This window comes from Acinetobacter sp. SWAC5 (assembly GCF_003419885.1).
GTDB lineage: Bacteria > Pseudomonadota > Gammaproteobacteria > Pseudomonadales > Moraxellaceae > Acinetobacter > Acinetobacter cumulans.
The window spans coordinates 100,575-115,037 of the sequence record NZ_QUWR01000004.1; the positions used below are offsets into that span (position 1 = coordinate 100,575).

Sequence of the window (14,463 nt, forward strand, 5' to 3'; positions counted from 1 at the left end):
GGCGATTTTTTAAAACCGCCTTGGATCGACATGCGCATTAATTTAAAAACATTTCATGACTATAAATGACTTCATGACCATTCCAATAAATATAACCTTTATCCAATAATTCTTTGAGTAATAAACGAATATCAGATTGCGGGAACATTTCACTCAGCACATCACGTAGCGCATAAATATCTTTGGGTTTTTGCGCATTTAACAGGTTAAGTTTTTTAATGACTTCCAACTGTACGGGGTCAACTTGCGCAAAGTTTCGATATAAATCCAGTACTTGTATATCAGAATCCCCTACTGATTGTTCTTCGCCTGTAGGTTTATTTAGCTGGGCCATAGCGTCACTTAAATTGGTCACAGGTGCAACCGATTCCGTTTGCTCTAAATCCAGTTTTAGCCACTGTTTGAGTATCTTTTTACGGAAATTCACCTGCTCATCATAGCGCTTTACAATTTTCAGGTTAATCAACATTCCCACCAAATGCTGTGCTTTTTCTGGCAAAACTTGCAAGATGTTTTCAACTGAATTTCTCAGTGCTTCAACCGTATTTGGCTTACCTGTCATTTTACCTAAAGCATCGCAATATTTTTTCACCAATTGCAAATGTGGTTTCGCCTTAATGGTGCTTACACTCGGCAAATGATGCTGTTGACTGTTGTCCTCAACTACTTCTTCTTGAATCTGAATTAAGCTACATGAAATATCGGCATTACTCAGCATATCTAATAGCATTTCGCTACTGTCCATCGCCGAGATAATTTCGACATGACTGTCTGACTCCAATAAAGCCATTAATTGCCCAACCACAACAGCATATTCAAATTCTTTTTGCGCCGCACTTGGCGTGTCTAGAATAATAATCTTCCCACTGCTGACCCAGCTTGAAAATTCGGTTAAATCCTCAAGCGAATATTCAAAATATCCTTTGCAATTCAATAGATATAAAACAGGATAATGTTCAATAATTTCGCGCAACAGACTGGCCGTTGGCATATTATTTTCTAAATCAAGCAATACGGCTTTGGAACTCATAATCAGAAAAATCGTGCAGGAATTTTATTCAGATGCGCATTACAGCGGTACATACCGCAAAGGTCAAGCGATCTTATTCAGGAATTGTAAATCATCATGAATTTAGCAAATGCAATGTCAAACACACAGAAGCGTATTCCATTGAAAAACGCGCATCTATGATATTTATTTGCATTTATCCAGTATGTATCTGGCCATTAATAGTGTGGTGGGCGATTGGTCATTGGATCGAAGGCTGCAATTCCTTCAGATAAATCTGCAGACTCAACGCGCTGGTAAAGTAGCTGCATCTGCTTCTTTAAATTAGCTATTTCCACCGATTGAAGTGCGACTTGATCATTCAGTTGTTCAACTAAATCGTCTAAAAATGCAATTCGGACTTGCAAATCTTCAATGGGTGCGGAAAATGACGCCTGATTATCCAAATTCTGTTGTTTAGTCATTTTAAGTCCTCATTTGAGATTTTCAGGAAACATTATGGCCTATATTACTTTAAGGGATGTCCAACTAGCGTTTGGTGGACCTGCCTTGCTCGACGGCGCGAATTTTAACTTAGAACGCGGCGAACGAGTGTGTTTGATTGGCCGTAATGGTGAAGGTAAGTCTACTTTACTTAAACTGATTGAGGGAAGTTTATTGCCCGATCATGGTGAAATTGCGCTACAAAACGGCATCACCATTTCGATGTTGACGCAAGATGTACCCATGTCATCAGGTAAAGTTGCAGATATCGTTGCCGAAGGTGCGGGTGAAGCAGCCGCAATTTTAAAAGCCTACCATGAAGCCAGCGAATCATGTGTACTGGGTGATATGGATGCTTGCGAACGCATGGGTGAATTGCAACATCAAATGGATTTACATGATGGCTGGTCACTTGAAACTAAAGTGAATGCCATTTTAAGCAAAATGGGCCTAGACCCAGAAGCAGACCTTTCAGACTTATCTGGTGGTCGTAAACGTCGTGTGCTCTTGGCACGTGCGCTATTAACACAACCTGACGTGTTATTACTCGACGAACCAACCAACCATTTGGATGTTGAAAGCATTGAATGGTTAGAAAAGTTCTTACTCGATCAAAACAATTTAACTTTATTGTTTATTTCGCATGACCGTGCATTTGTCGACAGTCTAGCTACACGTATTGTTGAATTAGACCGCGGTATTTTGCGTAGCTATGAAGGTAACTATTCACGTTACCTCGACCTCAAAGCACAGCAAATGGAAGCTGAAGAAAAGCAAAATGCACTGTTTGACAAACGCCTAGCCGAAGAAGAAGTGTGGATTCGCCAAGGCATTAAAGCGCGTCGTACGCGTAATGAAGGCCGTGTTCGCGCTTTAAAAGAACTTCGCGAGCAATCAAAAGCACGTCGTTCGCAACAAGGTAAAGTGACGATGGCGACGCAAGAAGCGAGTCGCTCAGGCAAAGTGGTATTTGAAATTGATAATCTAAGCGTACGCTTTGGAGACAATGCACCAATTATCAAAGACTTCTCAGCGTTGGTATTGCGTGGCGATCGTATTGGCTTAGTAGGCGACAACGGTGTGGGTAAAACAACACTGATTAAAGCCATTTTAGGTGAACAAGAACACACTGGCGTAGTAAAAACAGGTACGCAACTTGAAGTGGCATACTTTGACCAGCTACGTAATGCACTTGATCTTGAAAAATCAGTAAAAGATAACGTATCTGAAGGTTCTGATCATGTCGATGTAAATGGTAGCCGTCGTCATATTTACAGCTACTTACAAGACTTCTTGTTCTCTCCAGAACGTGCGCGTACGCCAGTAAAAGCACTGTCTGGCGGTGAACGTAACCGTATCTTATTGGCTAAGCTCTTACTTAAACCATCTAACCTCATTGTGATGGATGAACCAACCAACGACTTAGATATGGTGACCTTAGAACTGCTTGAAGAAATGCTCGGCAACTACAAAGGCACTTTATTGTTGATTTCGCATGACCGTGCATTTATGGACAACGTTGTGACCTCTACATGGGTATTTGATGGTAAAGGCACCATTGATGAATATGTGGGTGGTTATCAAGATTATTTAGAGCAACGCCCAGATCAAACAGTCGTTGATCAAAAAAGTGCGGTAAAAAAAGCCGTTGCAAAAGCGGAAGCTGCAGCCACTGCTCCTGCAAAAAAAGTGAAGTTGAGTTATAAAGACCAACGTGCGCTGGATCAACTCCCTGCCGAAATTGAAGCCTTAGAACAGGAGCAAGCACAGCTTTCTGAAAAGCTTGCAGATGGCTCTTGGTTTATGAAAGATGCAGATGCAGCGACTCAAGCTTCACAGCGTTTGGCTGAAATTGATGATCTGATGTTAGAAAAAATGGAGCGCTTAGAAGAATTGGAAAATATGACCAAGTAATTCTACGCACACAAAAAAACGCCACTTCACGTGGCGTTTTTTTGTGAACTGAAAAAGCGATCTTCTAACAGCACATTTTGCTTCAAAATAAGCCTGAAGATTGCATTAAGATGATGGACATTTCGCATTCACTTTAACCTCAACCAATCCACCGATTTAGCCCAGCCTAGGACCCGTATGCATTCAAAAGACTTTGCCAATACCGTGTATGTGGTCAAAATTTTATCTTGTGCCATTATCATGGTTTTACTGGCATTAATTTTTGATAAAGACAAAGACACCAATTTCTTTTTATGGGGCTCATTAACTGCATTTTTCACCCTGCAATATGACTTAAAACAAAAAATTAACTTTAACCAAGTCACGGGCAATTTTATTGGCTCAGTGGTCGGAATTATCATTTGGATTGCCATGTCCAAAGCCAGTTTTTTACACCTCTATTATATTAATTTGGAATACTTGTTTTTGGTGATCGGCATTACCCTCACCACCATTATTTGCGTAAGTTGTAAGGCCAGCCAATTTACCGGCATTGCATTATCGAGCTTTTTGATTGTCACCGTGTACGACGTTGGTCATCACACAATTGATGGCGCATTATTAAGAATTGTCTACTGCTTAATTGGCTGTCTCGTCGCTTTTTTAATTGAAAAAATTTCCTTAGCGATTTTGAGCAAAACATCACATCTTAGTTAAATACATATTGAAAAGAACCTGATTGGTGATTCTGACTTCAATCAACTTTGGTTTTCATCCCAAAGCTTGCTATGGTGCAATGCAGAATGCTGAAAAAGGATGGAAATATGCACATTCGTGATCAAATTGTCTTAGTGACTGGTGGTGCACGTGGACTCGGTTTAGCCATTACACAAGCACTGATTGCAGAAGGCGCAAAAGTGGTGGTGAACTATCATTCAAGCCAACACACAGCGGCGCAATTGATGGCACAGCACCCAAAGCAAGTATTTGCAGTGCAAGCCGATGTGACCAGCAAAGCCGAAGTGGAACGTTTATTTGCGCAAGCTAAAGCACACTTTGGGACAGCCATTCATGCCGTAGTCAACAATGCTTTGGTACATTTTGAATTTAACGGTGATGCACGCCCAAAGCTAGAAGACCTCACTGCAGAAGGCATGACGCGCCAATTTGACGGCGCTGTATTGGCTGCACTCTATACCACACAAGCAGCCCTTGCCGATATGAAACAAGCAGGCTTTGGCCGCATTGTGAATATTGGAACCAATTTAGTCCAAAATCCTGTCGTGCCTTATCATGACTACACCACCGCCAAAGCTGCATTATTGGCTTTTACCCGTACAGCAGCGCAAGATTTGGGCCAATATGGCATTAACGTCAATATGCTGTCAGGTGGTTTACTGCAAAGCACCGATGCCAGCAAAGCAACGCCAGATTTTGTTTTTGACTTAATTGCATCTTCTACCCCGCTACGTCGTGTAACCACACCCGACGAATTTGCCGCTGCGATTCTCATGTTCTTATCACCTTATTCACGTGCTGTGACAGGTCAAAACCTCATTGTTGATGGTGGCTTAGTCAAAGGTTAAAGCAAGTGGCTATTTTCAACCTTGTGTGCAGGTTGAACTTTCTCTTTCAATTCAGCTTCATGCTAAACTGAATCCTATATTTAACCTGCATACCCTTCTTTTTTATGAGCCAACAGCCAGATTACCAACCCGGTGAATTTCAGTGGTCCTTTTTATTGCCCCAATATTGGGGAATTTGGATTGGCATTGTATTCCTGATGATCTTGGCCATTTTGCCTTGGGCCATTCAGCACCGTTTGGCCAAAATCTTGGGCAACACAGCATTTAAGCATTTGAAGTCGCGTCGTAAAACCACGCTACGTAATTTAGAAGTTTGCTTTCCAGAATGGTCTGCAGAAGAAGTTCAGCATAATGCTCGTCAAGTTTTTGTCGATCAAATGATTGGCATATTTGAAACCCTCAATGCATGGTATAGCCCGCAGTGGTTTAAAAATCGGGTGAGCATTGAAGGTCTAGAGCATCTGCAACAGGCTCATGCCGAAGGCAAAGGCGTATTACTATTAGGTACGCATTCTACTTTGCTTGATGCAGGTGGTTATTTATGCGCACAATATTTTGAACCCGATGTGGTCTATCGCCCGCAGAACAACCCCCTGCTCGACATGCTGATTTACCGTTGCCGTAGCACCATATACGCCAACCAAATTGACCATGACGATATGCGTGGCTTAATTCGCAATTTAAAAAATGGCCATGCCATTTGGTATAGTCCAGACCAAGATTTTGGACTCAAACAAGGCGTGATGGCGCCATTCTTTGGCGTTCCTGCTGCCACGGTTACGGCGCACCGTCGCTTGCTTAAAATTTCAAAATCAGTGGCTATTCCACTGTATTTTTACCGCACAGGTGATATTAAAGATCCGCGCTATCATGTTTTACTTGAGCCGATTGTAGACAATCTACCGAGTGAAGATGAAGTCGAAGATGCGATTCGGGTGAATAAAATTATTGAAAATCAGCTTCGTATTGCGCCCACTCAATATATGTGGTTTCACCGTCGCTTTAAAAGTCGCCCAGAAGGCTACGACGAAATTTACTAAAACACTTACCTTGATCAGTAGAGAATATTCATGAAAGTCATGCAGCTCTTACCCGAATTAAACAGCGGTGGCGTAGAACGCGGCACCTTAGAAATCGCGCGTGCCTTGGTTGCAGACGGTCATGAATCTTTGGTGGTGTCGCATGGTGGGCGTTTAGTCAACCAATTAGAAACGGAAGGCTCTAAACATTGCACTTTGGCAATTCATAAAAAAGCGCTCTCTAGCCTGTGGCAAATTCGTCCATTACGTCAGCTCATTGAAGCAGAACAACCAGACATTCTACATGTACGCTCACGTGTGCCTGCATGGCTGACACATTTTGCGCTCAAAGGTATTCCTGCACATAAGCGTCCGCACCTGATTAGTACAGTGCATGGCTTTTACTCGATTAATCGCTATAGCCAAATTATGACGCAAGCCGAAAAAGTCATTGCGGTATCGGACAGCGTGGTGCAGTACATTCAGGACAATTATAAAAACTGTCCCCCCCAAGATATTGTCAGAATTTTCCGCGGTATTGATCCTGTGGCCTTCCCACATGGCTACCAACCCTCAGCCCAGTGGATGATCAACACCTATAAAGATTTTCCACAATTGGAAAATAAATTTGTAATTTGCTTACCAGGTCGGATTACCCGACTCAAAGGACATGAAACCCTAATTGATTTGATGCAACAACTGCATAGCCAATATCCACAGTTACATGCCGTGGTTGTCGGTGGTGCAGATCCTAAAAAGGCAGCCTATTTAGAAGAAATGCAAAACACCATTGCCACGAAAGGACTCACCGAGCACATCACTTTTGTGGGTCATCGCTCTGATATTCGTGAATGGCTGGCATTAAGTAATGTGGTTTTATCTTTATCAAATCAAGCCGAAACTTTTGGTCGCACCGCACTTGAAGCCCTGTCTTTAGGTACGCCCGTTATTGGCTGGAAGCGTGGCGGTGTTGCAGAAATTTTAAGCCGTTTATACCCACAAGGTCTGATTAATGTAGATGATCAAGTGGCATTAATACACGCCATTCAACAACACATTGACACGCCACAACAGGTCGCAGAAGTCACAAGCTTTAGCTTAAAAGAAATGTGTGATCAAACTTTAGCGCTGTACAAACAAGTTGTTCAGGCTTCAAACTAACAAGCTCATAATCATCAAAAGCCGACACATAGTTGTCTGCTTTTGATGGTCTGATGGCTTTCAAATAGGGTCTTCGTTAAAAAAGCAACCTTGTTTCAACTACCCAAAAATCTACCCACGCCAAACGCGATAATACGCACTCAGCCAAATTAATAAGGGCATCAGGCTCATGTGGAGTATATTCCGTACACTTTCAGTGACACGCCAGTAGCCACGTTCTAAAATATCGTGCCGTGCCCCAAAGAGTTCCAAGGCCAAAGCCAGTCCGAGCACAGCCCAAATGGCATAATGTGATTTCAGTTGCCGCTGATGACACAGTGCAATCACAAAGAAAATAACCAACCCTAAATAAATATGACCTGCATCGGTCGATAAATGTGCCCACTGCTGAAAAGATATCAACCCTGTGCTCAGGCTCTGCATTGCCATACTCCATACTCTTATTTTTGTGTCGTACTTTTTTTCGAGCTTATTTTAAGCCGCAGAGATGACATAAGAAATACAGACTATCGATCTATTCTGGATCGATAAAAATGGGATGTTTAAAGCACAAAGCATGTGAATGCCGATAATATTGTACATAAAGCAAAGCCCGAGTTTTGCATCCTGCATAACTCGGGCTGATGAGGTTGTGCTTTCACAAGTTTTATTATTGTTTTTTTTCAGTGGCGTTCCTTTCCTGCATCATATCCATGATGACTTGATCCAATCGGCGTTGTCTTCCATAGCTGGGATGATCCATTCCCGATTCCTTTTGCCGATGAAATTAGAATATGTCAATACGTTTAAACTGACCATTCGTCAGAGTCCTAAAGACTTGTAAGCCATTTCCTACATCGTGTATAGCGCCAGTAAAATATCCGTCGACTGTAGCTGTTTTTGAACTGCATCTTAAACCGCCCAAATCGTGTTTTATGGCTTATAGTCCTGTGCAATTTCATCCGTCACAGGCTTTTCCTCACGCTCTGCTTTTTCAATCCCCTCCTGAATCGCTTCTTGTGCTTCCGCTTCGTCATCATCGGTTTGTGTCAAAGACTCTTGCACATGTTCGAACGCCCGGCCCGTCTGAAGGACGACATATACAGGAAAATGATCTGAACCCACATGTGTTACGCGTTCCATGTGGACCAAGGCAAAATCAGTACTATGAAAAATATGATCTAAAGACCAGCGTAAAAATTTATAATCCGCGTGAAAGGTATTGATATATTTACGACCAACACGCGGGTCAAGCAACCCACTAATACGCTGAAATAACCGTGTTGTTCGCGACCACGCTACATCGTTTAAGTCTCCCATCACAATACAGCTTTCATCTAAATCTTTAATTTGATCACCCACAATTAGCAACTCTGCATCTCGCAACGTGGAGTCTTTGGCTTCGGTTGGGCTCGGTGGTTTGGGATGCAAGCAATACAGTTTCACTAAATTGCCTGACCGTAATTGCACGGTGGTATGAATGGATGGAATTTCATCACTCAAAATGAATTTAACTTCAGTGTCGCGCAAAGGCAGACGACTATATAAATGCATGCCATATAAATTATCCAGTGGGACAGGCACCCGATACGGATAGTCTGCCTCAATGGACGATAAAGCATTTTGCCAAGTTTGATCAGTTTCTAAGGTCAGCAATAAATCGGGGTGATATTTCTGTACTTGCTCAAGCAATAAGTGATATTGAGTATTCGGTGTCAGCACATTTGAAACCAAAATCGAAATTTGCTGTTCGGGATTGAGCTCCGCCTCCGTCACTTGCTTGACTTGTTTTTTCCACAAGAAAGTATATGGTAGCACCATTTTGAGCTGATATGCTATTGCTGCCATTAGCAGTAATAAAATTACGCTACGACTCAGCGCCCAAGGTGCAGGCCAAAACATTAGTAAAAGCCATGCAATTGCACCTAATGCTAGAAGTTGTAAACGTGGAAAATCTGCACCACGAAACCACCATTCATCACGTGGAATCAAGGACCAAAAGCTAAGCCAAATCACAATTAGGGCCAGACCCTCTATCCAAAACATCTACTGCACTCCTTATATTCTAATTTTTTTATTCATTTATAAATTAATATCAATTTTGCATGTAACATAAACAAGATATATTGCACAATATAATTGCTGTTTTGATTATGCAGCTATTGCAGTTGAGCACCCTTTTGGTACACTCAAACCCCTTTTAATTTTTTAACGCACCGAGGCAAAGTGACATGAAAGTAGGTCTGGTCGGTTGGCGCGGGATGGTTGGTTCTGTCCTTATGCAACGTATGGTTGAAGAGAATGATTTTGCTCATTTTGAGCCGTTCTACTTCTCTACCAGTAATGCAGGTGGTGAAGCCCCTGTATTTGGCGGTAAGACCGCCCCAGCACTTATGGATGCAACAGACATTAATAGTCTGAAGCAAATGGATGTCATTATTACTTGCCAAGGTGGCGACTATACGACTGACGTTTTTCCTAAGCTAAAAGCTGAAAACTGGGCAGGCTATTGGATTGATGCCGCATCTACCCTTCGTATGGATGATGAAGCAATTATCGTACTTGATCCAGTAAACTTAAACGTCATTAAAGACGGTTTAGTGAACGGTACAAAAACATTTGTGGGCGGTAACTGTACCGTTTCATTAATGCTTATGGGTTTAGGCGGTCTATTCCAAAATAATCTTGTGGAATGGGCAACGTCAATGACTTATCAAGCCGCTTCTGGTGCTGGCGCGCAAAATATGCGTGAGCTGATCACTGGTATGGGCTACTTGTATAACAATACTAAAGATTTGTTAGATGACCCACGTTCACCAATTTTAGACATCGACTCTAAAATTGCACAATTACAACGTGGCGAAGGTTTCCCATCTGCAAACTTTGGTGTGCCTTTAGCAGGTTCATTAATTCCTTATATCGACAAGCAACTTGAAAGCGGTCAATCGAAGGAAGAATGGAAAGGTCAAGTTGAAACCAACAAGATCTTAGGCAATCAACAAATTGTTCCTATTGATGGTCACTGTGTTCGTATTGGCGCAATGCGTTGTCACTCTCAAGCATTAACCTTGAAATTGAAAAAAGACGTACCGCTTGATGAAATTGAAGACATGTTACGTAACGCCAACCCATGGGCGAAAGTTGTACCAAATACACGTGAAGCTTCAATGACTGATCTAACACCTGTAGCTGTAACAGGTACATTGTCTGTTCCTGTTGGTCGTTTACGTAAGCTCAATATGGGTAAAGAATATCTAGGTGCATTCACTGTTGGTGACCAATTACTTTGGGGTGCTGCTGAGCCTTTACGTCGTATGCTTCGCATCTTAATCGATTATAAAAATGCTTAATCAACATTGTTGTTTTTAAGCTGAAAAAGCCGGTCACATTTGATCGGCTTTTTTTCTGTACTAATCTTGTTAATGTTTTACAATTCTTAAACATCCCGTTAATCTATTCACTTTAAACACCGCGCAATTTGAATTGAGCTAAAAATTAAGATGACTGTCTATAACAAATTAAAAATCGCCATTTTAGCTATACTTGCATCACAGCCTTTGCATGCCATTACGATTGATCCGATTCAAATTCAATCTGCGCCTGGGGAGCTGTTATATGCCGAAATCAACTTTCGTCAATCCGATTCAAATCAGCCTTTGCAAGCCAGCCTCGCCAATGCTGAAGACTTAATGCGTATGGGTGTAGGCCATCAACCTCCAGGCCATTTAAACTTTTTTACTCGTCGAGACAGCGCTGGCAACGGTGTCATTACCATTACTTCATCACGCCCAATGACTGATGCAGAACTCAACATTGTGGTTAAAGTGACCGAAGGCAATGCCATTCGCCTGCAACACATTAAAACACCATTAAAACGCAGTGCGGGACAAAATCCCTCTCTCGCCAATCTCAGTCGAAATGAACGACCATTGGCTCCATTGATTATTCGTAATGCAAATGAAATTGGTCTGAATTTACCCGTCAGTACGGCCTATACAGCAAAAACACCCAATTCAATCCAGAAAAATGAAGCACCACTAAGCATTAGCCGCGCTACACCACCAAGTTTAAATAACAGCAGTACACCAACTTTAGCTTCAGTTACACCAGTGGCTCAAGCCTATGCAGTTCCTGCGCCCATGGTAAAACCTGTAGCCCCAGCCACACCAATTTCACCAGTACAAAAGCAGACGGTTGCATCAGCGCAAGCGCCTGCACAATCACCAGCACCAGCTGTAACAAAACCTAGCAATTCGGCTGAACAGCCAGCAACAAGCGTGGCAGCAAAGCCAGCAATGGGTCAGGTGTCTCAAGATCCATTAGTTAAGCAGTTTGCTGAAGCCAAAGCCGAGCAAAAAACCGCTCCAGCTACACCAGCACCAGCACCAGCAAATGTAGCACCCGTGAGCAAAAACCCAGTATCTGCGCAAACACCGCCACCAGCCAAAGCAGAATATGTGGTGCAATCAAATGAAACCCTTTGGGGTATTGCATCTCGTTTAGCGACTGCGCAAAACCGTCCAATTGACGAAGTGATGAAGCAAATTAAAGCCAGCAATGAACATGCCTTTATTCAGGGTGACTCTAACCGCTTACGCCGTGGTGTAGCGCTAAATTTAAACAGCACTGCACCAAGTAAAGAACAACCGAAAGTCAATGCAGCAGCGCTAGCAAAAATTCCATCTGCACAATCAGGTAAAGCTAAATATCGCCTGAATCAAGCTGAAATGAGCCTGATTTCAGAAAATGAGCGCGATTCTGCTCATACAAGCGCCAACAAAAACACAGAAAAAAACCAAACTTCGGACAAGTTGTCATTAAAAATTATGACATCGCGTGAAAAAACCGTTAAATTACAGAGAAACGTAACGCAATTAGAATTGGCGCTAAATCAGAAGGATCAAAGAATTCAATTATTAAATACTCGCTTAGCACAGCTGGAAGAAAAACTGAAAGCACAACGCGCTGCGAAGAAGCCAATACACTAAAAATTGCAACATGAAGATTTTAAATGGATGAGTTCACTGAACCAAAGCTCTATCCACAAGGGGTTAAAATATGCTGATTTATGTGATTCCATTAGTGATTGTCGTGATTGCTTTGGTATTTTTAAAAAAACGTCAAAGTGCACAAGAATCAGATAAAGCGAATGCACAAAAGGCTAAGGCAAAAAAAGCAAGTTCATCCGCTAAAATTGCCCCAAATCGTACACAAGCTGTAGAAGCGGCAGTAAAACCGACAACGACGGCTTTAAACGATGACACGCGTAAAAAAATTCAAAGTTTAATTGATGAAGGTAATTTCTTTTCAGCTGAAGCACAAATTAATCAGGCACTGAAAAAAGATAATACCCAACACGAACTTTATTTGTACTTGCTCGACATTCATATTTTACAAAAAGATGAATTTGCAATTAGTCAATTAATTAGTCATGTTCACTCACTTGAACTTGATGACATCATTGCACAAGCCGAAGCAAAACAAGCAAACTTCGACAAAGCACAAAATAAAACTGTAGATACTATTGCCTTTACAAGCCCTACAGAACCAGCAAGTGCTGCAAAACCACAAGCACAAAATACTGCTGATTTTGATGCTTTAATGGGTAGCCCTTCAACTGCACCTGAGCCAAAAAAAGAAGCGACTCCAGCGCCAGTTGTGGCTACACCCGCTGTAGAAGAAATCAAACCTTTAGACTTCAACTTGTCATTTGATTCTGTAGCAGCTAAACCTGCTGAAGTGGTTGCTGAAAAACCTCAAGAAGCACAAACGCTTGACTTTGCAGCACCAGAAGTTGCACCTGTAGCGAAAGTTGCTGAAGCAGCACCAGCAGCTGAAATCAAACCACTCGATTTCTCTTTAGACTTTGCACCGCAAACAAGCCCTGAAGTTGCACAGCCAGAACCGACGGCTGAACCAGCACCTTTAGACTTTTCGTTTACGACAGAAGAACCTGCTACAGAAACACAAAAAGCAGAACCACTCAGCTTTGATTTAAGCTCAATTGGTGCTCAGCCAGAAGCAGAGCTTGCACCTACTGCACCAGCATCTACAGGCGTGAGCTTCGACATTAGCCAAGTGAGCACACCTGCATCAGGTACAGATCAAAATGATCCATTGGTACAGTCATTTCCAGAACTTTTGGACAGCAATGAAATTACGCTCAATCTAGAATTAGCAGCCCAATACATCCAATTAGGTGCATTTGATGCCGCACGTGAAATTTTAGAAGAAAAAGAAAGCGAATATACTGCTGAACAAATTGAGCAAGTCAAACTGTTACGCAATCAAATCGCTTCTTAATAGAAATCGATTTAAACTAAAGCAGTCTCCATGACTGCTTTTTTTATGATGAAAAAAATAGCCTTAATCTATATGGGTGGTACTTTTGGTTGTGTCGGTGAACCGCTCAGCCCAATGCCTGCAGCGGAATTTATTCCCCAACTACAACATGTTCTGCCCTTACATGTACATATCGATTGTTTTGTTGCACCAGTCATCCGTGATAGCAGTGCATGTACCGCACCTTATTGGCTGTTACTGATCCAACAGATTCAAAGCTTACAGTTACAGCATTATCAGCATTTCGTGATTATTCATGGTACAGACACCCTCAGCTATGCGAGTGCAGTCTTGGCACGATTTATTGCCCAATCTGCACATGTTATTTTGACAGGTAGCCAATATCCTTTACTGAACGTACATGGAACGGATACGCGCGAATTTACCGATGCAATTTCTAATCTAAATTTTGCTTTAGATCAGGTCTTACAAGTTGAAACTGGGGTTTATTTAGCATTTCATCACAAGCTCATTCATGCTTCCACAGCCCTTAAAACACATACTACAGAGCTCGATGCCTTTAGTGGACAACTCAGCGGACTAGCTGTCAATACCGTACCCACAGATGCACTGATTGTACAGACAGCCCATATTGAAAAAGCTCGTGCATTCAATTGCATTAGTTTAATGCTACAACCCGTTGGCGTCGCACAGCTGGAATACAACTTAAAAGCACTGTCTGCTCAGCCCCCTCATGTGTTGATTCTGCAAGGTTTTGGTACAGGAAATATTGCCGTCAATGATCAAGTCGTGGCGCAAATAAAGTACATCCAACAACAAGGCTGTGCTGTCATTCTGACCACCCAAGTTCCATTTGGAGCAATCGATCAACGCTATGCAGTCAGCCAGTGGGTGCAAGATGCCCAGATTCTTGTCAGCAATTGTGCCGGCCATGCAGATCTATATGCAAAAGTCTTACAAATGTATTTACAATACGACGCCATAGAACAATGGCATGCCCATTGGTAACATTGATATAGACTGAGGTGAG

Annotated in this window: 13 protein-coding genes; 9 read left to right on the plus strand and 4 right to left on the minus strand. The window is 42.2% G+C overall.

The window, feature by feature from the left end; all coding sequences use genetic code 11:
• Positions 1 to 37 precede the first annotated feature (37 nt).
• Both DYI81_RS04330 and DYI81_RS04335 read right to left on the minus strand, forming a co-directional pair.
• Entirely contained in the window at positions 38 to 1,030 is a 993-nt protein-coding gene (locus DYI81_RS04330) for a hypothetical protein (RefSeq protein WP_117006815.1), read from the minus strand.
• Positions 1,031 to 1,227: 197 nt separating this feature from the next.
• The gene (locus DYI81_RS04335; RefSeq protein WP_106985396.1) at positions 1,228 to 1,473 is read right to left on the minus strand and encodes a SlyX family protein; all 246 of its coding nucleotides are present in this window, start codon (positions 1,471 to 1,473) and stop codon (positions 1,228 to 1,230) included.
• Between the two features lie 34 nt (positions 1,474 to 1,507).
• Between DYI81_RS04335 and DYI81_RS04340 the strand changes: the two genes are divergently transcribed.
• From DYI81_RS04340 to DYI81_RS04360, 5 genes are all read left to right on the plus strand, one after another.
• Entirely contained in the window at positions 1,508 to 3,406 is a 1,899-nt protein-coding gene (locus DYI81_RS04340; protein ID WP_106985395.1) for an ATP-binding cassette domain-containing protein, read from the plus strand.
• A gap of 177 nt (positions 3,407 to 3,583) precedes the next feature.
• A complete protein-coding gene (locus DYI81_RS04345) occupies positions 3,584 to 4,102 on the plus strand; it encodes an FUSC family protein (RefSeq protein ID WP_117006816.1) in 519 nt (172 codons plus the stop codon).
• Positions 4,103 to 4,209: 107 nt separating this feature from the next.
• Complete coding sequence (locus DYI81_RS04350; protein WP_117006817.1) at positions 4,210 to 4,971, plus strand: 3-oxoacyl-ACP reductase; 762 nt, start codon at positions 4,210 to 4,212, stop codon at positions 4,969 to 4,971.
• Between the two features lie 104 nt (positions 4,972 to 5,075).
• Positions 5,076 to 6,011, plus strand: a complete 936-nt coding sequence (locus DYI81_RS04355; RefSeq protein ID WP_117006818.1) for a lauroyl acyltransferase — start codon at positions 5,076 to 5,078, stop codon at positions 6,009 to 6,011.
• Positions 6,012 to 6,041: 30 nt separating this feature from the next.
• Positions 6,042 to 7,151 carry a glycosyltransferase family 4 protein gene (locus DYI81_RS04360; protein WP_117006819.1) on the plus strand — a complete coding sequence of 370 codons (1,110 nt, stop codon included), beginning with the start codon at positions 6,042 to 6,044 and terminating at the stop codon, positions 7,149 to 7,151.
• A gap of 111 nt (positions 7,152 to 7,262) precedes the next feature.
• Here DYI81_RS04360 and DYI81_RS04365 read toward each other — a convergent pair whose 3' ends face one another.
• The gene (locus tag DYI81_RS04365) at positions 7,263 to 7,580 is read right to left on the minus strand and encodes a hypothetical protein (RefSeq protein ID WP_106985390.1); all 318 of its coding nucleotides are present in this window, start codon (positions 7,578 to 7,580) and stop codon (positions 7,263 to 7,265) included.
• Between the two features lie 483 nt (positions 7,581 to 8,063).
• Positions 8,064 to 9,176, minus strand: coding sequence for an endonuclease/exonuclease/phosphatase family protein (locus DYI81_RS04370; RefSeq protein WP_117006820.1), 1,113 nt, complete (start codon positions 9,174 to 9,176; stop codon positions 8,064 to 8,066).
• A 185-nt stretch (positions 9,177 to 9,361) separates the two neighbouring features.
• Here DYI81_RS04370 and asd point away from each other — a divergent pair, with 185 nt between their 5' ends.
• From asd to DYI81_RS04390, 4 genes are all read left to right on the plus strand, one after another.
• Positions 9,362 to 10,480, plus strand: coding sequence for an aspartate-semialdehyde dehydrogenase (asd, locus tag DYI81_RS04375; protein ID WP_117006821.1), 1,119 nt, complete (start codon positions 9,362 to 9,364; stop codon positions 10,478 to 10,480).
• Between the two features lie 150 nt (positions 10,481 to 10,630).
• Positions 10,631 to 12,118, plus strand: a complete 1,488-nt coding sequence (locus DYI81_RS04380) for a hypothetical protein (protein WP_117006822.1) — start codon at positions 10,631 to 10,633, stop codon at positions 12,116 to 12,118.
• 70 nt (positions 12,119 to 12,188) lie between these two features.
• Positions 12,189 to 13,433 carry a fimbrial protein FimV gene (locus tag DYI81_RS04385; RefSeq protein ID WP_117006823.1) on the plus strand — a complete coding sequence of 415 codons (1,245 nt, stop codon included), beginning with the start codon at positions 12,189 to 12,191 and terminating at the stop codon, positions 13,431 to 13,433.
• A 48-nt stretch (positions 13,434 to 13,481) separates the two neighbouring features.
• Positions 13,482 to 14,441: an asparaginase domain-containing protein gene (locus DYI81_RS04390; protein WP_171356306.1), complete on the plus strand. Its 960-nt coding sequence runs from the start codon at positions 13,482 to 13,484 to the stop codon at positions 14,439 to 14,441.
• The last annotated feature ends 22 nt before the right edge of the window (positions 14,442 to 14,463 follow it).